16 protein-coding genes are annotated in these 23133 nt (G+C 40.7%); 14 read left to right on the plus strand and 2 right to left on the minus strand.

All coding sequences use genetic code 11. The features are described from left to right. Window positions 1-11: 11 nt before the first annotated feature. The 9 genes from IGI69_RS06550 to garR all read left to right on the plus strand — a co-directional run bounded on the left by IGI69_RS06550 (window position 12) and on the right by garR (window position 12706). On the plus strand, window positions 12-788 hold the full coding sequence (locus tag IGI69_RS06550) for an ABC transporter ATP-binding protein (RefSeq protein WP_438740127.1): 777 nt from the start codon (window positions 12-14) through the stop codon (window positions 786-788). Next, window positions 760-2850 carry an ABC transporter permease gene (locus IGI69_RS06555; RefSeq protein WP_438740129.1) on the plus strand — a complete coding sequence of 697 codons (2091 nt, stop codon included), beginning with the start codon at window positions 760-762 and terminating at the stop codon, window positions 2848-2850. Before IGI69_RS06550 ends, IGI69_RS06555 begins: the two co-directional genes overlap by 29 nt. Window positions 2851-3154: 304 nt before the next feature. Beyond that, window positions 3155-4777, plus strand: coding sequence for an Ig-like domain-containing protein (locus IGI69_RS06560; RefSeq protein ID WP_438740131.1), 1623 nt, complete (start codon window positions 3155-3157; stop codon window positions 4775-4777). 686 nt (window positions 4778-5463) lie between these two features. Beyond that, a complete protein-coding gene (locus IGI69_RS06565; RefSeq protein WP_167822872.1) occupies window positions 5464-6816 on the plus strand; it encodes an enolase C-terminal domain-like protein in 1353 nt (450 codons plus the stop codon). A 109-nt stretch (window positions 6817-6925) separates the two neighbouring features. Then, the gene (locus IGI69_RS06570) at window positions 6926-8236 is read left to right on the plus strand and encodes an SLC13 family permease (RefSeq protein ID WP_118214923.1); all 1311 of its coding nucleotides are present in this window, start codon (window positions 6926-6928) and stop codon (window positions 8234-8236) included. Between the two features lie 120 nt (window positions 8237-8356). Then, a complete protein-coding gene (locus IGI69_RS06575) occupies window positions 8357-9685 on the plus strand; it encodes an enolase C-terminal domain-like protein (protein ID WP_438740134.1) in 1329 nt (442 codons plus the stop codon). A 49-nt stretch (window positions 9686-9734) separates the two neighbouring features. Then, window positions 9735-10631 (plus strand): dihydrodipicolinate synthase family protein, encoded by an 897-nt coding sequence (locus tag IGI69_RS06580; protein ID WP_010748025.1) that lies wholly within the window; start codon window positions 9735-9737, stop codon window positions 10629-10631. Between the two features lie 32 nt (window positions 10632-10663). Further along, window positions 10664-11809: a glycerate kinase gene (locus tag IGI69_RS06585; protein WP_118214921.1), complete on the plus strand. Its 1146-nt coding sequence runs from the start codon at window positions 10664-10666 to the stop codon at window positions 11807-11809. A gap of 12 nt (window positions 11810-11821) precedes the next feature. Beyond that, window positions 11822-12706, plus strand: a complete 885-nt coding sequence (gene garR / locus IGI69_RS06590) for a 2-hydroxy-3-oxopropionate reductase (RefSeq protein ID WP_086338335.1) — start codon at window positions 11822-11824, stop codon at window positions 12704-12706. Window positions 12707-13025: 319 nt separating this feature from the next. On the opposite strand, the gene IGI69_RS06595 is transcribed toward garR, so the two are convergent. Together IGI69_RS06595 and IGI69_RS06600 are read right to left on the minus strand one after the other, a co-directional pair. Further along, window positions 13026-14153 carry a CdaR family transcriptional regulator gene (locus tag IGI69_RS06595; RefSeq protein WP_087627343.1) on the minus strand — a complete coding sequence of 376 codons (1128 nt, stop codon included), beginning with the start codon at window positions 14151-14153 and terminating at the stop codon, window positions 13026-13028. 447 nt (window positions 14154-14600) lie between these two features. Further along, window positions 14601-15503, minus strand: a complete 903-nt coding sequence (locus tag IGI69_RS06600; RefSeq protein WP_087627344.1) for an AraC family transcriptional regulator — start codon at window positions 15501-15503, stop codon at window positions 14601-14603. Between the two features lie 119 nt (window positions 15504-15622). On the opposite strand from IGI69_RS06600, the gene IGI69_RS06605 reads away from it, so the two are divergent. From IGI69_RS06605 to IGI69_RS06625, 5 genes are all read left to right on the plus strand, one after another. Further along, window positions 15623-17635 (plus strand): beta-galactosidase, encoded by a 2013-nt coding sequence (locus IGI69_RS06605; RefSeq protein ID WP_438740138.1) that lies wholly within the window; start codon window positions 15623-15625, stop codon window positions 17633-17635. Between the two features lie 28 nt (window positions 17636-17663). Beyond that, window positions 17664-18836, plus strand: coding sequence for an MFS transporter (locus IGI69_RS06610; protein WP_434237727.1), 1173 nt, complete (start codon window positions 17664-17666; stop codon window positions 18834-18836). Between the two features lie 62 nt (window positions 18837-18898). Further along, window positions 18899-19807, plus strand: coding sequence for an ROK family protein (locus IGI69_RS06615; protein ID WP_434237730.1), 909 nt, complete (start codon window positions 18899-18901; stop codon window positions 19805-19807). A 225-nt stretch (window positions 19808-20032) separates the two neighbouring features. Next, window positions 20033-21085, plus strand: coding sequence for an LPXTG cell wall anchor domain-containing protein (locus tag IGI69_RS06620; protein WP_438740141.1), 1053 nt, complete (start codon window positions 20033-20035; stop codon window positions 21083-21085). Between the two features lie 297 nt (window positions 21086-21382). Continuing rightward, on the plus strand, window positions 21383-22906 hold the full coding sequence (locus IGI69_RS06625) for a helix-turn-helix domain-containing protein (RefSeq protein WP_438740143.1): 1524 nt from the start codon (window positions 21383-21385) through the stop codon (window positions 22904-22906). Window positions 22907-23133: the final 227 nt, after the last annotated feature.

Here is a 23133-nt window from a genome sequence, read left to right on the forward strand (position 1 = left end):
AAGGAGTGAAGATGATGGCTTTACTAGAATTGAAAAATGTATCGAAAACCTATACAGGGGAAGTGTCTGTTGAGGTTTTACAGCAAATCGATCTCAAAGTGCCAGAAGGAGAATTTATCAGCATTATGGGTCCATCTGGCAGTGGCAAGACCACCATGTTGAACTTGGTGGCAACATTGGATAAACCGACTTCAGGTTCGGTGATCCTCAAGGGCGAGCAGCCACTGGATTTATCTAAGCAAAAACTCGCGGAGTTTCGTCGTCGGCAACTAGGCTTTGTTTTTCAAAACTACAATTTGCTTTCGCCATTGAGCGTGCTTGAGAATGTTATTTTACCACTGACATTGGATCGGGTGCCGGTTCCTGAGATGAAAGAACGTTCGAAACAGCTATTACGTGAACTTGGGATCTATGAGAAAAAAGACAAACGCATCTATCAGCTTTCCGGTGGGGAGCAGCAGCGGGTTGCGATCGCTAGAGCTTTGATCCATCAGCCGGAATTGCTTTTAGCAGATGAACCGACGGGGAATCTTGATTCAAAGGCAGCACGAGATGTCATGGAAATACTAAGTCAGATGAACAAGCAGCGCAAGGTGACCACCATGATGGTCACCCATGATCCGTATTCCGCCAGCTTTTCTGATCGGGTCGTTTTCATCAAAGACGGAAAGCTGTATAACGAAGTCTATCGTGGTGCTGATCAACAGCAATTTTATCAAAAAATTCTTGAAGTCCTAGCACATTTAGGAGGTCGCCGCCATGAATTTCAGACAGTTGATCATTCGTAATCTGCGGGGGAATTTTCGAACTTATGCGGCCTACTTCGTCAGCAGCGCCTTTGCGGCGATGGTGTTTTATATCTTTAGTCTTTTGCTCTTTCATCCGCAATTGGAAGAAAACTTATCTAATAGCGATACACTTTCAAGCTTAGCTAAGGTTGGTCTATCCGTCGCACTCGTGGTGATCGCCTTACTGTCGCTGTTGTTTTTATGGTATACATTTGTGGTCTTTTTGAAACGACGCAAACGTGATCTGGCGATCTACTTGATTTTGGGGATCGAAGAAAAAGATCTGCGAAAGATTTTGTTTGTCGAAAATGCCCTTTTAGGAACCTGTGCCACAGTAACTGGTATTGGGTTAGGGATTTTATTGACGAAATTATTGCTGCTGATTGCGCAAAATGTCATGTATCTAACAGAAGGACTGAAATTTATGGTTCCTATGGAAGGTTTAGAATTGACCTTTGGGATCTATGTCTTTATTTTCCTCTTGATCTCCTTTTTCAGTACTCGGGCCTTGCAAGGAGAACAGATCATCTCATTGATCAAGGAAAATGAAAAACCACGTCCTGAGCCAAAAAGTCATTGGGCATTGGCATTTTCAGGAATTGTGCTGTTACTAGTTGGCTATGGATCGGTCTATTATTTTAGCTACCAAACGTACTCAATGCTGCCACTTATGCTAGGAGTCTTGTTGACTGTTGCAGGCACGATTTTGTCATTCCATCAGTTCAGCGTATTTCTATTGAAACGATTAAAGAAACGCCCGACCTTCTTACGAGGGACTCGGATGCTGACTATCAGCGAATGGATTTTTCGCATGCGAGACAATGCGGCGATGTATAGTTTGATCGCTATAAGTACCTCCGTGGCATTCGTTGGGATTTCCGTGATGCTGGCGATTGGCAGTTCTTCTTTTTCTTCGATACAAGGAATCAGTGTAGCCTATGTGTTTCCGTGGTCTGGGCCAGAAGACCTCGATCATTCTGAGAGAAAAGTGAATGAAATTAAAACTGCCATAGAAGAAAAAGGGTATGCGCCTGTAACGGATAGTGTTTCCTTACTATGGGCCTATGCGAATCTTGATGAATCTGCAGTTATGAATGATTCATTTTATACGACGAATGGCTTTTCAATTATGCGAGAAAGCGACTATCAGAAAATGATGAAACAAATCGGTGAGGAAGCTGATTCCGTTGCAGATAATCAAATAATGACACTTAGTGCTAATTATTCACGTCGAAAACAGCTTCTAGAAGTCCCTGAGAACGAACGCACAAGTATCTATCCACTTGAATTGGGTTCAGAAGCCGGTATAAAAAAGGATATTTCGATTGTCCACAGCCCCTCAATGCTTTCTCTGAATCACTTTGGTTTGTCAGTTGTGACAGATAAGACCTTTGAGGAATGGCAAGCTCTTTTACAAGAATCTAACGATGATATGGAATCTGGTTTTATTTGGTTAGACTATCCAGAATGGGCTGAAACACCTGAATTGGTATCTGATTTCAATGGAAAGTTAGATAAAGAAAATGCCTTGATCGATCAGCAATACGAAGAACTCAGTCGGGAGTTTGAAGCCAAAGGTGACTATACGGATGAAGAGTGGTCAGAAGCGGCAAAAGACATTCCGATGCGTACGTCTTATACCTCGAAATACCAAGTTTTCCAAGAAAATCGTCAAGGAAATGGCATCATCTTAATGATCACGGTATTACTGGGTTCGGTTTTCTTTATTTTCTCCGCTTCGATTATCTATTTCCGTTTATTTGCAGATTTAGATAAAGATGGTGCGTATCATCGTTCCTTGCATATTTTAGGCGTGTCGCCCAAGGAGCGTCACAACGTTCTGAGACGCCAGCTGCAAGTGATGTACTTCTTGCCAACAGTCGTGGCAATGATCCATTTTGCGGTGGCAATGACCGCTTTGCGTATTTTAGTAGAATTGCCTGTTTGGCAATACTATGGCGTGATCGTTAGTCTCTTTTTGATTTTCCAAATCGTTTTTTACTTTGTTTGTCAGTACCGGTACTTCCAGCAAATTGATAGGATCGCCGATCCGACAGAGTGATTTATTTTTTAGCCAAATCCCTTTCAATCCACACAGATTGGGATTTGGTTTTTTGTTTGCTGCATTGTTATTTTCTTTCACCAATGAAGCGTTTTAATTGTGTAAATCACCGAAAAGCAGATAAAATTAGTTAACACTGATTCTATTAGGCAGTCGCTGTTACGCTGCAAGAATGTGGCAACTGGAAGTTTATTTTTCTCACCGTGAAACAAAAAGACAACTGTTAATGACAATATTCATGACGAGTACAGTAATTGCTGTGACCGATAGGTTTAGCTAAGCGCTCACTTAAGGGAGGAAATCAATGATCAAACGTCTAGGAAAAGCATTTGCTGTCTTGCTGCTGTTGATTCCTGTTTTTGCTGGTATGCGGGTTGTTTATGGGGAAACCGATGTGGGAGCCAAGCTGATCACCAATGTATCGATCGTTAATAGCCGCAACGAGGTCATCACAAGTATTGAAAAGGATGATTCCTTCAAAATAGATATGACCTGGAGTTTGGAGGACTTAGGTGATTTAAAAGCAGGTGACAAAGCGACCGTCACTTTGCCAGCTGAGATTGAAGGCGTTAATAATACGTATGCTTTATACGATGAAAATAACAACTTAGTGGTCAATGTTACCCAAGTTGGCAATCAGCTGACCTTTGTTTTCACGGAATTTGTCGAACAAAATACCAATGTACATGGGGACTTTTATTTTTGGACAAAGTTCAGTGATGACGTGATAGAAAACCAGATCAACAACATCAGCTTTGAAACGGCAAATGGGACGCAATCGGTGCCTATTTTTATTCAAGCAGTGGATGATACAGGGAAGGGTGCCTTACTCGCCAAACAAGGACTGTATTTAGGTACGCAAGAACCCAAACGGATCATTGATTGGCGTGTGTATATCAACTCGTTTGACACGAACCAAGTGGCAATCAAAGATGGAACGTTTATTGACTTTGTAGGTCCTCATCAGACTTTAGTTAGTACGAGTGCTCGAGTGGTCTATGGACCCAGCGTTTCCAACCCAACGTATGTCGAGCAAGTACCGATCGTTTTAAATAGTGATGGGTCCTTTGAAATTCCTTTGCGGGATACGGAGGAACGGATCTACATTACCTACAAAACAGAAACGGATGGTTCATTGGAACAATATACCAATCGGGGCATCCTTGATGCTTTTGTCAATGATGTGCCAAGAACAAGCAGTATTACTGGCTATACGCCACGCTATGGTGGCGGTGGTGGCGGAACCGGTGAACCAGGGGAGTCCAGCAGCACGGAACCAAGTAGCGAAAGCAGTACAAGTAGTAGTACGGAACCAAGTAGCGAAAGCAGCACTAGTAGTACTACGGAACCAAGTACTGAAAGTAGCACCAGCAGTAGTACGGAACCAAGTAGCAGCACGGAATCAAGTAGCGAAAGCAGTACGAGTAGTAGTACGGAACCAAGTAGCGAAAGCAGCACTAGTAGCAGCACGGAACCAAGTAGCGAAAGCAGTACAAGTAGTAGTACGGAACCAAGTAGCGAAAGCAGCACTAGTAGTACTACGGAACCAAGTAGTGAAAGTAGTACAAGTAGCAGCACGGAACCAAGTAGCGAAAGCAGCACAAGTAGTAGTACGGAACCAAGTAGCGAAAGCAGCACAAGTAGTAGTACGGAACCAAGTAGCGAAAGCAGCACCAGTAGTACAACCGAACCAAGTAGTGAAAGTAGTACAAGCAATACAATCGGTGGTTTGCTAAATAATAGTGGGTCAAGTCACTCTTCTAGCTCGGCAAGAAGTGGTGATGCCAACCATAATAAGCAGAAGCTTCTCCCGCAGACGGATGAAGTCTTGAATGATCGGTTGATTTTCTTAGGAATAGTCATACTGTCTATCGTTACCTATGTGACGCTAAAAAAATCAATGGGGAAAAGTCCCTTCAACAGATAACAAAAGTCTACAACGGGCAAAAACAAATATAATTATCCAATGGGGACTTGGGTTAGCAGAAAACAGAATAAAAAGTAGCGACAAAACCGTTCATGTGTTTTGATCGACTGATTCAGTAAAATTTAGTTCTTTTTGCTGAAAGAGGTCATCAAGGGCATTATCGGTTTTTTTTTGTTATTTTCTCGATGGGGTGACCTACCGTTTTTACGCTTGTAGTCCGTCGATTACAGAAAAAATTTGGCTGTTTTGGAATTCTTAAAATGGTTTCTGTAACATTTATCAAGCAGAAACGATGCGGATAACTATCTCACATCCCCTTTTTATTCGCGAAGAATATTTGTATTCTTAGAGCAAGTTAATGATCATAAACCGCTTCCATACGCTGACGCTTTTTCGACATCTGACTGGAAATGTGCGAGAACTATCAGAAGTTCCCTTAGTCTAGTTAGTGTTTCGGACCCTTCTTTCTAGAAACTGATTTTTGTTTCGATTGCTCGAAAAATGAGCAGAATTCTTCAAAAACATTTACTGACCAATGGATTGTGATTTTGTTAACAAGAATGAGCGAAGAAGGATCTAGTGGTATGCACAGGAAGCAATTTATAAAAACGTAAAGCGTTTTGATTACGAAGCATGTTTTTCTTCAAACTGAACAAACCAAAAATAATAGAGAAGGTGGAATGAATATGAGTAAAAATGGTTCTCCAAAAGTGACAAAGATGCAGGTGTTTCCGATTGCTGGGTATGACAGTCCGACCCTTACCTTAAGCGGGTGTCATGCACCTTATTTTACGAGGAATATTGTTGTATTAGAAGACGAAACTGGGAATAGAGGCATTGGTGAGATCCATGGCGGTGAAGACATCACCAAAATGCTGGAGAGTTACATTCCTTTTGTCGTGGGTCAAGAAATTGCCAATTATCGTAATGTGATTACAACGATTCGCAAAAATGGAGCGGCGATGAAAGGAAATGATGGGGAAGGACTTCAAGGGTTGGATTTAAAAAATCTGAAATTTGTCGTCCAAGCGGAGGCAGCGGTTGAATGTGCGATGCTGGATCTGCTTGGCAAGTTTCTAAATAAACCGATGTGTGCATTGTTAGGTGATGGTCAGCAGCGTAATGAAGTTGAAGTGTTGGGGTATTTGTTTTATATCGCCGATGCAGGGAAAACCGATCTGCCTTATCGCATAGAGGAAGAGCCAAAAGATGAGTGGGAGCGCATTAGAAGACAGGAAACCTTAACACCAGAGGGAATGGTGCAGCAAGCAAAAGCACTTGAGGCACGCTATGGGTTCAAAAATTTCAAAGTCAAAGGTGGCGTGCTGAAGGGAACAGAGGAAATGGAAGCAGTAGTTGCTTTACATGAGGCGTTTCCAGAAGCGCGAATCAATATTGATCCTAATGGTGCTTGGTCGTTAGCAGAGGCAATCGAGCTTTGCAAAGACAAACTAGACACGATTTCTTATGTGGAGGATCCATGTGGTCCTGAAGCAGGTTTTTCAAGTCGTGAGATCATGAATGAATTCAAAACAGCCACGAGACATCAAGTGGCAACAAATATGATTGCGACCAACTGGCGACAATTTTATCATGCATTAAATTCAAAAGCAGTAGATATCGTTCTGGCTGATCCGCATTTCTGGACATTAAACGGAAGTGTTCGCATGGCCCAAATCTTGAATGACTGGGGATTGACTTGGGGTTCTCACTCCAATAACCATTTTGATATTACGTTGGCAACATTCGCACAGTGTGCCGCAGCTGCACCAGGAAATATTACACCAATCGATACACACTGGATTTGGCAGGATGGACAAGAACTTTGCGATGACACTGTCTTGATTCAAGATGGCGTGATCAAAATCACCGATAAACCTGGCCTAGGTATTGAAATCAATATGGAGAAATTGCTGGAAGCACATCAATTGTACCAGTCAATGGATCCCAAATACCGTGATCGTGATGATTCAATTGCGATGCAATACTTTATTGAAGATTGGCAGTTTGACTCAAAAAAACCTTGCTTTGTGCGCTAAAGGTATTTATTGAAGGACTACTTGATGTCAGAGATATAGCTGAAATTTTTGCTTGAAGTTTCAGCTATATTCCTCTTTGACTGATCTATTAATCGGAGGGATATAAAAAATGAGCTATTTAGCTATTCTTGGCTTTGTCATGATGACATTGATCACGGGTTTATTACTAAGAAATAAAATAAATATACTTGTCTGTTTTGCATTGATACCTGTCGCATTTTCTTTCTTAAGCGGGGCAAGCTGGACAGCGACGGAAGGATATATCGCTGACGGTCTTGATATGACACGAGACATCTTTTTGATGATCATGTTTTCATTACCTTATTTTTCTCTGATATCTGATGCAGCAGTCTTCGATATTATGGTATTCAAGTTTTTAAAAAAAGTAAAAATCAAAGCGCCGATTCTCTGCAGCTTGACTGTGTTTATTTCGGTGATCACCACATTAGATGGAAGTGTCATGTCGACCTATCTAATTGCGATCCCGTTGTTTTTGCCGCTATTTAAGAAGTTGAAAATCGATCCGGTGATACTCGTTTTTCTTTGCTCAGTCGGTATCATGTTAGGATCGATCACACCATGGAACGCACGGATCTTACGGGCTGCAAGTCTGCTTCCAGATGTACCCAATGCACCGATGACCTTATTTACCACCTTACTACCTGTTTGGATCACTGTCTTTATCGGAACGATGATCCTTGGTTATTTTTTAGGTTTAGGTGTCCATAAAAAGCATCTGGCAAATGGAGAAAAATTTGAAGGGATCGCTGATTCATTAGCGAAAGAGCAAAACTATGGACCGCTTGCTCGTCCCAAGCTATTTTGGTTCAATCTGATCTTGACCATCCTCTTAGTGATCGCTTTGTCGTTTTCAAACCTGCCTTCTTACTATATTTTCGCAGCTGGTTTGATCATCGCTTTGTGCGTGAACTATCCAGACTTCAAAGATCAAAATCAATTGATCAGTAAATATGCTTCAAAAACATATCCGATTGCGCCCATCGTTTTGCTTTCTGGGGTTGTCGTGGGGATCTTGCAAGGAACGGGCATGATGGATGCGATGGTTCAAGTTCTCGTGAATATTATTCCCGCAGCTGTTGGTCCCTATGTTCATATTGCGATCGCTATCTTCAGCACACCATTGATGCTGTTGTTTACCAACGATACTTGGTTTTTTGCGCTCATTCCGATCATTGCAGCTTTAGCAGGAGAATATGGCGTTGCTCCAGATATTGTTGCCTTGACATTATTCTTTAATATTGGTGCGTTTGCTTCACTGATTGCCCAACCACAAATCATCATGGCTTGTGATTTAGGGGAAACCAATGTACGAAAATTCTTGCGTTATTCCTTCTTTAAATTCTGGGGAATCAGCTTGGCATGGACGCTAGTAGGGATCTTATTGGGGATCTTTATTTAAAAATGTTCTTTAGCACATAAATTCACTGTTTTTCGACGAAAAGTCTGCACTCGATACTCTGTATTCTTTTTGGGGGAAACAGTATATTAAAAACTATCAATTTGACTAGGAGAGATTTTGATGATTCCAAAAATCGTAAAAATGGAAGTTGTCCCTGTAGCAGGACATGACAGTATGCTATTAAATCTAAGTGGAGCCCATGGCCCTTTCTTTACTAGAAATATCGTTATTTTAACTGATGACACAGGTAATACAGGTTTAGGAGAAGCGCCAGGTGGTGAGAAAATTCGTCAGACATTGGAAGACTGTCGTGAATTAGTTGTGGGTCGGACTTTGGGTGAATACAAAAACATCGTGAAAGAGATTCACGAACGTTATGCACAGTTGGATGCTGGTGGGCGCGGGAACCAAACATTTGATTTGCGAACGACGGTTCATGTTATGACTGCTGTTGAAGCGCCATTGTTGGATTTACTAGGACAGCACATGCAGGTGCCCGTTGCCGCTTTGTTAGGTGAAGGACAAGTGCGCGAATCAGTGAAGTTTTTAGGTTATCTGTTTTATGTAGCAGATCGCAACAAAACAGACTTGCCTTATGCTTCTGACAATACGCTCGATGATTCATGGGGAGCACTACGTCGTGAAGAAGCGATGACCCCAGAAGCAATCGTCAAGATAGCGAAAGCTGCCTATGAGCGCTATGGTTTTGAGGACTTTAAATTAAAAGGCGGCGTGTTATCAGGGCAAGAAGAAGTACAAACCGTCAAAGCGTTGAAAAAAGAATTTCCCAATGCTCGGATTACCCTTGATCCGAATGGCGGATGGTTACTAGATGATGCAATTGCGCTTTGCAAAGACCTTCACGGCGTATTAGCGTATGTAGAAGATCCTTGTGGTGCAGAAGGTCGCTTCTCTGGTAGAGAAACGATGGCAGAATTCCGCCGAAAAACAGGATTGCCGACGGCGACGAATATGGTAGCAACGGATTGGCGAGAAATGAAAGCAGCGATTCGCTTAGATAGTGTGACGATTCCGCTGGCAGATCCGCATTTTTGGACGATGCAAGGCAGTGTGCGTGTGGCGCAGTTATGTCATGACCTAGATTTGACTTGGGGTGTGCATTCCAATAATCATTTTGATATTTCTTTGGCGATGGTCGCTCATACTGCAGCGGCAGCACCTGGGGAAGTAAATGCCGCAGATACCCACTGGATTTGGCAAGATGGCGAAGGCTTGACCAAAAATCCGCATCAAATCAAAAACGGTGAAATTACCATTCCAAGAAATTCCCATGGCCTTGGGCTAGAACTTGACCGAGAAAAGCTAGATGCAGCGCATCAACTGTATTTAAAAGAAGGCTTAGGGGCGCGCAATGATGCGATTGCCATGCAGTACTTGATTCCTGGCTGGACATTTGACAATAAGAAACCAGCTTTAGTCAGAGAGTAATCGAGCGAATACAAATTAATCGAAGCTTTGAGTGAGAGGATTGACCATAATGGAAAAAGAAAAGATTAAAGGGATCATTGTTCCTTTACTCACGCCAGTGAATGAAGAAGAAATGATTTGCGAAACTAAGTTGCGAAAGATCGTACGGCATGTGATCGATCATGGTGTTCATGGCATTTTGGCTTTTGGCAGTAATAGTGAGTTTTATATGTTCGAACATGATGAAATGCTTGCAGCAACAGAAATCATTTTAGATGAAGCCGCTGGAAAAGTACCTGTTTTCTTTGGGATGGGCCCAATACGTACGAAACATGCGGTGGCACTTGCCAAACAGGCAGCAAAATTGCCGATCGCTGGTATTTCCGTTTTACACCCAATGTTCATCAAACCCACAGAAGAAGCACTGTACAATCATTTTAAAGCAATCGCAGACGCGGTTTCCGATACGATGGTGCTTTTGTATAACAATCCAGCAAGAGCTGGGTATTCGTTGAGTCAACCATTGATCGAAAAGCTGGCGCATACCGTTGAGAATATCGTAGGGATAAAAGATTCGAGCGGAGATTTGACCTTCCTAAGCGAATTGGTTCGACGGAATGCTGATGTTGGCTTTCGAGTGATTGCAGGAAAAGATACCATTGTTTATCCTTCACTCTGTGTGGGAGCAGTCGGCGGTGTGTGTTCAACGGCAAATATTTATCCTGAATTGGTTTGCGGTATTTATGACCAGTACGTATCTGGTGATTTCCAAGGCGCGCTAAAGAACCAATTTACCCTGAACCCGATCCGTTTATCGCAAGATGCAGCAAGTTTCCCTTCAGCTACCAAAGATATGGCAAACTTGATGGGCTTGAATGTGGGACCTTCGATCTTGCCGACGGAAGCAAGTAAGGGCGTTGTGTTAGACAAGATGATTGATGAAATGAAGAAGGCGGGTTTCTTATAATCAAGCCTAACTATAGAAAAGGGGGTGGATTCATGGAAGAACAGCGAATTGTGATTGCAGCAGATTCTTTCAAAGGAAGTGCCTCCAGTAAAGATATCTCAATGTGGTTAGAAAAAGGGATTCGTCGGGTTTTGCCTCATAGTCCTATCGATAAATTTTCAGTCGCCGATGGTGGAGAAGGCACAGTCGAAGCTTTAGTTGATGCCTTGGCAGGAAAACGAAAAAGGATAACTGTTCAAAATCCATTGGGAAATCCTGTGAAGGCGCAATATGGTGTTTTACCTAATCAAATCGTCGTATTAGAAATGGCAGAAGCAAGTGGGATTACTTTGATCGAGCAAAATGCTGAGAATGCCTTAAATGCTTCGACTTACGGGGTAGGGGAGTTGCTTTTGGCTGCCCTCGATGAAGGCGCAAAAGAGATCTACCTTGGCATAGGCGGCAGTGCAACAAGTGATGGCGGGACTGGAATGGCAAAAGCATTAGGGGTCTCCTTTTACGACGATCAAGGAAAGGACATCCCGAGAGGATTAGCTGGATTAGCAAAGCTTGCTTCGATAGATATTTCTAAAATTGATCCACGATTAAAGGATGTAAAAATCAATATTTTATCGGATGTAACGAATCCGTTAGTCGGTGAAAAAGGTGCCATTGCTATCTATGGTCCTCAAAAAGGCATTCCGATTGACCAAACGAAAACCTATGATCAGTGGATGAAACATTATGCCTCTGTGATCAAAAAAGAGATGCAGATTGATATTGCGGACGCACCAGGTGCAGGCGCAGCAGGCGGTCTAGGGGCTGCATTGCAAGTGTTTTGCCAAGCCAAAACGTGCAACGGTATTGAAACGATCTTAGATTTAGTAGAAATTGAAAAGAAAATTGCCCAAGCTGCTCTCGTCATAACTGGCGAAGGCAAGCTTGACCAGCAATCGCTGAATGGCAAAGTTCCTGTGGGAATTGCCGAGCTAGCCAAAAAGCACCATAAACCGGTGATTGCTGTGGTCGGTAGTCGGGAGAAAGAGGTTTCGGCAGCTTATGCCGCTGGAATTGACCTTATTTTGCCAATTATCCATCGACCAATGAGTTTGCAAGAAGCAATGACACAAGTAGAGGAAAATGTGGTGATCGCTGGAGAAACCGCGATCCGAGCATATTTATTAAATCAACGAAAGTAGGAGATGGTATTGATGAAAGTAGGATTTGTCGGTTTAGGAATCATGGGTAAACCAATGGTGAAAAATATAGTAAAGAATGGCTATGAGGTTATTGTGTTTGATTTTAACCAATCCGCAATCGATGAAGTTGTTTCAGCTGGTGCACATGCAGCAGAGTCAGGCGCCAAGGTGGCAGAAGCAGCAGAAGTGATCATTACGATGCTACCGAATTCTCCAAACGTAGAAGCGGCGCTATTCAATCCTGGAGGGATCGCTGAAGGCTTGTCAGCTGGTAAAACAGTCATTGATATGAGTTCAATCGCACCAAAAGCCAGCCAAGACTTTGCGGCTCGTTTGAAAGAACAAGGAGTCCATTTTATTGATGCGCCTGTCTCTGGTGGAGAACCAAAAGCCATTGATGGAACGATCGCGGTAATGGTTGGCGGAGAAAAAGCAGTTTTTGAGAAATATGAAGCTTTATTGAAGACGATGGCTTCTTCTGTGACACGAGTCGGTGAAGTAGGGGCTGGAAATATTACGAAACTAGCCAATCAAATGATTGTAGCGATCAACATCGCAGCTATTTCTGAAGCTTATTGTCTAGCTAAAAAAGCAGGTGTTTCTCCTGAAGCAGTTTATCAAGCCATTCGCACAGGTTTGGCAGGAAGCACAGTCATGGATCAAAAATCAGAAAAGATTTTTTCTGGCAACTTCGATCCTGGTTTCCGTATCGAATTGCATATCAAGGACTTACAAAATGCATTAGACACCTCACATGATAGTAATGTTTCTACACCATTTACAGCATCTGCAATGGAGATTATGCAATCACTGAAAGCCTACGGATTAGAAAAAAGGGATCATTCTGCAATCGCAAACTATTATGAAACGATCAATGATTTAAAACTGCAAGGTTAACAGTAACGAATCGAGGTCATTTGTTTTCCTTTTCATTGAAAAGAGAGCACGAGCTGTTCACAACTAAAGGACATAATAAAAGAGCGTTTCTTCTCACAGGAGCGCTCTTTTTGTTGCGTGTATTGAAACTCAAAAATACAGTGTAAAAACAATTTTTCGTCCACTGGAAGAAAGAAAACAGGGAAACGTTGCTGGTGCTATGAGTTAGGCTGTTGATGGATAATCAGGCTGATTGGAAACAGATGACTTGAACAACAAATGATACCATCAATTTTAAATGCGAAGTTTGTTACGCTGAAGCAGTTGCTTGTTCAACAAATCATCTCTCTAGATTAGACAAGCGATAACTCATAAAAGCAGCCGACAACACAGTAAAATCACTCAAATTACGTGGATTGTAGCCCGTCTTTTCCGTGATGCGATTCAGTTTGTTTTGAAAAGTATTCTTGTGTAAAAAAAGTGCCTCGGCACACTTCATAATACTACCATTGTAGCGTTTATACGTTTCAAAGATCAATTGGAACTGCTCAATCTCCTCAACAGTCAGACTGCCAAGCACTTTCTTTTGCAATTGTTTATTATCTTCTGCAGAAATCCCGACAAAGAGCAACCCATAATCCATTTCTTGATAAGAAGAGATGGTCGCACTTTTTTGATTGATCAACCAATTGACGGTTTTTTGCGCCTTTTCATAACTAGACCAATACTCATCGATGGTTTCTGCTAAACCGCCGATCCCAAAGGACATTTGACGATCAAAACGCTTAGAAATATCCTTTTGCATTTGCATCAGTAGGGGGATCAGCGAAGCTTCTTCCTGCTTTTCGAAAAACAGGCAAATTTCTTGATTGATCAGCGAGAAGAAACTACCTGGAAAAATGTGCAAATGCGATTGGATGGTATGGAGCAGTTTTTCATAATTCAGATTATTTTTTTCTCTAGTAAAAAGGAATTTCCCTATCACGAGGATGCGAGGTCGTTCCAAATCAATGTCCAAGAGCGAGGCTAAATAAGCCGCCAAGCTATCATCTCTTTGAGGAGCGATCAGCATCGTAGCTAGACTGTGGTAGTTTTGCCGTTGATGGAAATTTGTCAATTGAATCCAGTTTTCTCGGATCAAAATCTCCGTCATTTTTTTGATAATATTCCCCAAAGGTTCTACCTTTGTACGCTCGCCAGTAATTCCAATAATTGCTACAACGGATTGATTAAAAAGGACCGGGATATTGATTCCTTTTTTTGCTCCTTTAAATTGATTGTCATGTTCAATCGTTAATGTCTGTTGATTTTTGGCTGCTAAACGGGCGCCTTCATGACTGGTACCAATCCGCACGGTATCTGTACTAGCTATGATCGTACCCGAGGTATCAAAAAGATTGATTTCATGGTTGATGATATCTTTTAAGCTTTTAACAATCAATTTTGCTACTTTTGGCTCTAATTCCATCGATCACGTACTCCTAAAGGTTGATTTGCTTATACTTGAATTTTAGCACAAAAATGGTCATATATTATATATAATATATATTTAAATGATAAATAATAAACTGTTTTATTGGCGGTTTATTTTGCTTAGGGTTCAGTTTATTCACAATTTCTATCGTGTTTTTATGTATGGAAACATTTCCTGATGTTTGCTGAATCGCTGAATCCCAATTAGCAAAACTACCGTTGTATTTTCTCTATCGTGCATAAAGAGATTATTCATTGGCACGTGTATACTAACGTTTTATTCACAAAGGAGCGAGAACTTTTCAAATACCTTTTTGGGAACTGGATACACAAAGCTAACTTTATATATAAATGGTTCGTTTTTATTTGTTATCGTTAGATGCAATGAAAATTGAACAATCAAAAAGTCGCTGAAAACAATATAGTTTCAACGACTTTTTGATTATTCGTTTTCTTTCAGCGATTTGTAGTATTTGTTTCGGTATTGTTGCGGAGACATGTTGACCCACCGCTTAAATTGTTTGCTGAAACTTGCTAGGGAGTTAAAACGCAGTTGTTCACTGATTTCCTCAATCGAAAGGGAGTGGATCTTAAGCAAATTTTTTGCTTCTTTTAAAATCAAGGATGATTCATATTTTTTTGGAGAAAGACCATACACTCTTTTAAAGAGAGTACTGCCATAAGATGCTTGGATACCAATCTCTTCAATCAGCTCCTTGATTGATATATCAGACAAACAGCGCTGCTTTTGAGGATCTTTCCAAATTTTCTGTAATTCCAACTGAATTTTTTTTGAAATAGTTTTTGCATAGTGAATCGTTAAGTTGCTGTTTTCTTGGAAGAGCTGCTGTTGCTTTTTTTTCTCAATCTCATGATTCAATATAAGCAGAAATTGGGATAATAAAATTTGAATGTGCATTTTCTTTTCGAATTCTTTGATAGCGGGGTTATTGATCAATTGAATCCAACGTTGGATCACTTCTTTGATTGCTATAAAAAAACTACTTTGTGGTGTAATCTTAATGTCGCTGTAATTGATCATGTCAGAGACGAAATCTGGGTCGTCAATATCAAAATGCGTGCAAAAATAATGAAGCCTAGGACCGGCCTGGATTTTGTGAAGGCTGTTTGGGGGAATAATGACCATGTCACTTGCTTCTAAGTGGTAACAAGTCTTATCTATAATAACATCTTCACTTCCTTGAATGACATAGATCAATTCAAAAGCCAAGTGCTTGTCCTCAGCTACAGACCATCCCTCATCGACTTCTTGTGTATGTCCCCCGAAGAACGATAATTTCCAATCAATTGCTGGTAATCGCTTAGCATCTTTTAATATACTCATAGATCCACCACCTGAAAAATGTACAAATTCTTTAAATATTTGTCCATATACAGATTAGCAAATGTTTTATAGAATGTAAACACAAATATAAAAGCGGTTTCAAAGAGAGGGGAAGATTTATGAGTAAGATTCACTACGGCGTTGCTTATTATGATGAGTATATGCCCTACGATCGGTTGCAAAAAGATATTGAAATGATGAAAGACGCGAATATCAATGTTGTGCGCATTGGGGAAAGTACTTGGAGTACCCATGAACCACAAGAAGGAGTTTTCGATTTCCAGTCGGTCCATCGTGTTTTAGATGCAATGCATGCAGCCGGAATTGATGTAATCGTAGGAACACCGACGTATGCTGTACCGACTTGGCTAGTAAAAAAATATCCGGAGGTATTGGTTACTACGAAAGAAGGAAAGAAAACGTACGGCGCGCGACAAATTATGGATATAACAAATCCTCAATACCTTTATTACAGTGAACGAATTATACGAAAGCTGATTGAGGAAGTCATTGATCATCCAGCGGTGATTGGTTTTCAGGTAGATAATGAAACGAAACATTATGGAACTGCAGGAGAAAATGTCCAGATTCAATTTCAAAAATATGTAAAAGAAATGTTCAGTCATGATTTGGAGGCAATGAATCAAGCCTTTGGTTTGTCTTATTGGAGCAATCGCATCAATGCTTGGGAAGATTTTCCCTCTGTTAATGGTACGATCAATGGGAGCTTAGGCAGTGAGTTTTCAAAATTCCAAAGAAAACTTGTCACTGACTTTTTAGCATGGCAAGTTTCGATCGTCAATGAATATAAGAAAGATCATCAGTTTGTCATGCACAACTTTGATTTTGAATGGCGTGGCTATTCTTTCGGCATTCAACCAGACGTCAATCATTTTGAAGCTGCAAAACCTCTCGATATTACTGGAATTGATGTTTACCATCCTTCACAGGATGAACTCACGGGTAGAGAGATTTCATTTGCGGGGGACGTTGCTAGGACAACAAAAGATCAAAATTATTTTGTTGTTGAAACAGAAGCACAGGCCTTTAAGGAATGGGTTCCTTATGAAAATCAATTGCGATTGCAAGCGTTCAGCCATATTGCTTCAGGTGCATCAATGATCTGTTATTGGCACTGGCATTCGATTCATAATTCTGCTGAAACCTATTGGAAAGGTTTGTTAAGCCATGATCTGCAACCAAATCCAGTTTATAACGAAGCGAAAATTATTGGCTCAGAGTTGAAAAAATACCAAAAAGAACTTTCTGGGTTACAACAGAAAAATCAAGTTGCCTTTGTTGTCAGTAATGAAAGCTTGACAGCCATAAATGACTGGTTCCCGTTTTCTGGTCATGAATTATATAATAACGGTGCGCATGGCTACAATGATATTTTTCGTCAACTATATGACGAACTTTATAATTTGAATGTTGGCGCTGATGTAATAAGTGTTGGTGATGAACGAATCAACCGTTACAAGTTGCTGATCGTTCCAGCTTTATACACTGCTTCTGACACAGAACTGGCACAGTTAAATCAATTTGTGGAAAATGGAGGACATATTCTCTACACCTTTAAGTCTGGCTTTACGGATGAGCATGTGAAAGTTCGGACCACCGCTCAGCCAGGTTATATCTCGGAAGTTTGTGGGGTCCACTATCAGCAATTTGTTAAGCCAAAGAATGTGACTCTGTCATTCGCGGATGACGAAGCAACAACGTATGATATTTCTGAATGGATGGAACTGCTGGTCCCAACTACTGCAGAGACGATCGCTTCCTACAATCATCAGCACTGGGGAAAATATGCAGCCATCACAAAAAATCATTATGGAAAAGGCACAGCAACATATATTGGGTGCTTTGCTTCAAATGAAGTGATTCGTAAATTATTCATTGAAATGTTGACCCATGCTCAAATTGAAAGACCCTCAGAAGCTTTCCCTGTAATTATCAAAAATTGTTTAAATGAACAAGGACAAAAAGTATCTTTCTACTTTAATTATTGTAATGATCCTCAAAAAATTTGTCTCACCAAAGAATATTATGACCTTTTTGAAAATAAGACAACGATTGCCGGAACGAGTGTTGAGCTAAACCCTTGGGACGTCAAAATATTCATTCAAAAGTAATAAAAGCAATCAAAAAAGGAGTGTTTTTATGGAGAAAGCAAGTCCGAGAAGTGCCAGCTTTAAGCTAGCACTTCTCTCAATTTCATTGATGCTACAATCGGGCGGAACAATTGCCATAGCGGTCTCTAAAATGAAAGAAACCTTTGTTGATCATTCAGCGACTGCCGTTGAATCCTTAGTAACTGCACCAAATATTACCATCATGATCTTTGTTTTGCTAAGCACATTTCTAGTTAGAAGTTTAGGGACAAAGACGGTTGTATTATTAGGATTGACGATTGCTGGGATCAGTGGGATGGTGCCCATGATTACAGAAAATTATACAATTGTTTATCTGTCGCGTTTAGCGCTTGGTGCGGGGTTAGGAATGTATAATTCTTTGGCTGTGAGTCTGATTGATTATTTTTATGAAGGGGAGCTTCGTAATAAAATGCTAGGCTATCAAACTGCTTTTCAAAGTTTAGGTCAGATGATTATGACCTTTTTAGCAAGTCAGTTGGCTGTGATCAGTTGGCAGTATGCATACATCGTTTATGGTTTAGCCTTGGTACCAGTTGTTTTGTTTCTTTTCTTTATTCCAACAATTCACACGAAGACTGAAGGCGATGAGAAAGATAAGGGAACGATCAAAATAAATCCTTTTACCATTCTATCGGCGCTAGGCTTCTTTTTCACCTTTGCATTTATTATGAATTTATACACGAAAGCAACAACGTTTGTTTTAGAAGCAAATTTTTCGGATGCCGAGTTTTTAGGCACTGCTCTATCATTGGCGACGATCGTCGCATTTATTTGTAATTTTTTGTATGGAAACATTGTAAAGTACACGAAACATTACACAATGCCTATTAGTTATCTTATTTTGGGGATCTCATTCTTTTTAATCTCGAACAGTTCGAGCATGTTCTCATTGACCGTAGCAATCTTTTTAGCCAGTGCGGGAGCAGCATTATATACACCCTATTCTTTTGGGATACTAATGCAAAAAGCACCGAGAAATGCGGCAAATTTAGCAGTATCAATTGGCATGGTAGGCGTTAATTTGGGTGTTTTCTTTTCCCCGTATATTATGTCTGCTATCAGCAATTTTTTTACTAACCAGACAGCAGCATTCAGTATGCTTTCGTCAGGCTATGTCTTTACGGGCTTTGCTTTGATCACATTCTTCTTCAGTAAACAATTGAGAGTGTCAGAAAACTAACAAACTGAACGATTAGTTATGAAATTTAAAAACCAGTTTGATTAAAGAGCAGGAGTGGATAGATGAATTATTTAGGAATTGATGTTGGTGGTTCAGCAATCAAATATGCATTGATTGACTACAAAGGAAGCATCGTGGAGAAAAAACAACGTGTAACCCCGAATGATCTGACCGATTTCCTCGAAACGTTTTCTTCTATTATTCAAAGCTATCATGACCAAATCAAGGGGGTAGGCATAAGTCTACCAGGTAAAATTGATACCAAAAAAGGAGTTGTGTATTTCGGGGGAGCACTAACGTATCTTCATGAATACCCACTAAAAAAATATATCGAAGAAACACACGGAATTACTTGTGCTTTGTCAAATGATGGAAAAGCCGCCGCGTTAGCAGAATGGTGGATTGGAAATCTAAAAGACTGTTCACACGGGGCAGCGATTGTCTTGGGTACAGGCATTGGTTGTGGTTTGATTCTCGACAACAAGCTTTATCAAGGAAGCAACTTTCAGGCTGGTGAGATAAGCTTTTTAGCAAATATGACTGGAGAACTATCTTTGGAACAACTAATTGGAGTGAAAGGTTCCGCTGTAGGCTTCGTGCAAAGTGGGGCAGCACTTTTAAATATGGACGATCAGTATGACGGGAAAACTGTTTTTGATGAACTAGTCAAAGGTGAGAATGTGGCGTTAAAGAAATTGTTTGTGGACTATTGTCAGCTGATTGCACGGATGATTATTAATTTGCAGGTGACACTTGATCTTGACAAACTAGTGATTGGTGGAGGCATTAGTGCCCAACCGATTTTAATACAAGAAATAAAATACCAGTACCGTTCAGTTCGAAAGCAGTTACCACTTTTGGCAATGAATTTTAAAGAAATTAGCATCGAAGCTTGTCTTTACGGGAACGAAGCGAACCTCCTTGGTGCGGTTTATAATTTATTACTATCTATCGAACAAAGGTTTTCTTGAATAGTGGTTTCTATTAAATGGAAGTAGAACAATCGTAAAATGTGTGAATAAGCACGCCCAATTTGATTCCGTGGAAGATTATCAACAAATTCAGATGCTTTATAGCAAAAGGAAGATGCCATTTTATTGGGTCTTTCCTTTTTTTTTCGGCGCATGTTTTCTCTGAGAATTTATTATAATTTCCTTATCAAGTTATCTTGAAATATTCATTTAGGAAGTGAGGAAATGAGAAAACTGGTTGGAATTGTGTTGATTTTGCTGTTAGCGGGATTATTGCTGCTGGTGTTTGGTTTCGATCATACTTCAGCAAAAGAACGAGCCGGAGGGAATTTATCGTTTTCTGTTCAAACGAACCGAGTGATCTATGATGAAGCCTTGAAAGTCATTACGATCCCGGTACGGCCGAACAAAACGCTGACTTCACAAAAAGTTTGTATCCGATTAACTTATGGTTGGGATGGCAATGGACACAGTGAAAAGGTGATTGGTGAAACGTATCTAACAAATGTCGATTGGTTTTCAGGTGTTGAAAACTACTTAAGGATCTATGCTGAGATGGCCATCGATGAGATCAAAAGTGTGGATAAAGTAGATTTAGTTGTGATTTATGACGGTGAAACAACGATTACTGAAAACTTGAAGCCTAGTCAATGGCAGGTAATAACACCCCCGAGCTCTAGTGAGCGCACGAACTCTGAGATAAGCGCAAGCTCTAAGGTGTCTGAAGAAACAGGCTCTTCCTTTAGTAGTATCGAACCGAAATTTAGCGACTCTCAATCGACGGATCCAAGGACTTCTACTACGGAAAACACAAGTCAGGATTCTCAAAGTATCGAAAGTAGTCACAATGCAAGTGAGTCAGAAAACTTCAACACCCAACCAGTTAGTGAGAGTGAATCGAGTCAGACAATTAGGAGTCAAGAAACCACCGAAACAACAGGAACAACGACCGTTAGTGAAGCGGCATCTGAGGATCTTTCAGATTCAGAAACGAAACCAAACAAATTAGCGCCTAACCTAAGTCAGTCAAGCAAGCGAAGTGTTTCCTCCGATGATCCCGCAGGCAAACAACTCGCTAAAGCATCGTCTTCAGTGAAAATGGAACAGGAACAACGTACGGAGACAAGCAGTGCTAAGGAGGTCAATGGAGCCGTACTACCGAAAACCGGCAGCAAAAATACAAGTATTCGCTATTTACTCTTTGGTCTAGGCGTGGTTATCCTTACTGTCTTCCTTTACTGGCTGAATCGAAAGTTATTTTCTGATGAGAGGCAGTAAAGAAAAAAGCCGAGGATAATGAGAGAATTGATAACCCACGATTGGAATTTTCTTCCCCAGAAAGCACAATCACGTTTTGTTTTACCGTTTTTAACAAAAAGTCTGACGATCCTTTTGAGGCGTCAGACTTTTTTTATGAAAATATACAGATAACGAAAGGAAAATTTGTTAAAAGTGATTTGACAGAAAAGAGCGCACGGTGGTACCATCACCAAACACTGCCAGCTTACAATTTTGTAAGATGACAAATTTAGGATAAAAACAGCGTTTGCTGATTATACAAGCGAGGGAAATTTCATGTTACAGGCACTTTTGGATACGACAGAAAAACAAATTTATGCGTTTCTAAGTTATTGTTACGAAACGAACAAGAAAGACTATACAATTAAAGAGCTCTCAGGTGTTTTCGATAGGAAAACCAACAAAATGCAGTCGATCGTTCAGCAAGTAGAGGTGTTTCGTGCACGCTATCCTCAGTTTACTTTGACCTATGATCGGCTGGAAAAAGAAGTGTCGATTGCTTTTTCTCCACGATTTCTATTGAGCCAAGCCTATAGTGTATTGTTGCAGGGAACCGTTGGGTTTATCTTGCTGGATGCACTCTTTCAGGGGGATTATCATTCCCTTGAACAACTCAGCCACAAAACCTTTAGCAGTCCCCGCACGATTCAACGAAAATTGCAGGAGTTAAATCATGTTTTGGCGAACTATCATTTGTCCTATAGTTTAAAAAAAGGTGATCCTTTGGCAGGTGATGAATATGCGATCCGCTATTTTTATCATCTTACCTATTGGCAAATTTTTGATGAGAAGGACTCACAAGTCTTGGCATCGATCAAGGAGAAAGAGCAGGCTGAAGCGTTGTTTGAAACCCATGCTTCTTATATGAGAAAAATCGATATCGATAAATTTCTTCATCTATTCGCTATCTCCGTGCAAAGAATCCATCAAAAGCATCCGCTTTCGTTTTTACCAAACGAAGTACTGACCTTTGAGCACCCATTAATTGAAAAAAAACAGTTTGATCAGGTCTTTTTGAACCCATTGTTTCACAGGAATCATCTGCCGTTTTCTGAAATTTCGGAGGTTGAACGCAGCTTCTTGTATTATATGTTTGGGGTAATGAACACCTATCTTGAAGAGGATCTCGATGCTGCTAACATCTCGTGGCTGACTCAGCCAAAGTACCAGCAAGAAGCACAGCTCGTTGAAAAACTAGCCGTGTATTTTCAGTTGACGTTTACAGAAGCCGAAAAAAACTATTTACTGGTTAATCTGGTCATGATCCATTCCGCCTCTGGCTGTTTTGGTACGCGACAAAAAAGCGATAGTTTTGGCAAAACAACCGACGAGCAAGAGCTGCAAGCCGCTTTTCCAGTACTCTATCCAACCATGAAACGGTTTTTTTTGGAAGCGACTGTTTCTTTACCAGCGTTGCGTAGATTACTGCAAATGAATGATCGTTTGATTTTCCAATACTGTATGTTACTGAGAGTTATTTTTATCAAATATGAACAGCCGGTCACGTTCTCGATCCATTCGAAATACGGAAAAACGCAAGAGCTTTGGATCAAGAACCGCTTGATGAATGCCACGCATCGAGCGATGGCCCATTATTCGCTGTCTCAAAAACCAGATTTGGTGATCAGCGATTATCCGATCCATCAGGAATTTTCCGAGGAAGAACAGCCTTACCTCTTTTATTGGAATGGTCACCCAAGCGCAAAGGAGTGGAAACAGCTCAAGCAAGTGATCAAACAGATCAGAAGTGCCAAGAACAAGGCGGCGTTCGCCCAACTGGCATTCACCCAAACGGAGTGACCCCGCAATAAGATCGAGCATATAGAACTTATAATTTTGCCAAGCTTTTGACCAGCAGCAATAGGGCAAACGTGAAAAGCATCAGTGATAAACGAAGTTGTCAAGAAGCAAAAACAGGAGCATCGATGTTCCTTTTTCGCTTCTTGACTTTTTTTTACAGAGATGGCATGGTATACATATTATCATAACGTTTTTTATTTAAAATCGTTGCAGAAATGGTGTTAGGA

The sequence above is a fragment of the Enterococcus sp. DIV1083b genome (assembly GCF_051713705.1).
Classification (GTDB): Bacteria; Bacillota; Bacilli; order Lactobacillales; family Enterococcaceae; genus Enterococcus_D; species Enterococcus_D casseliflavus.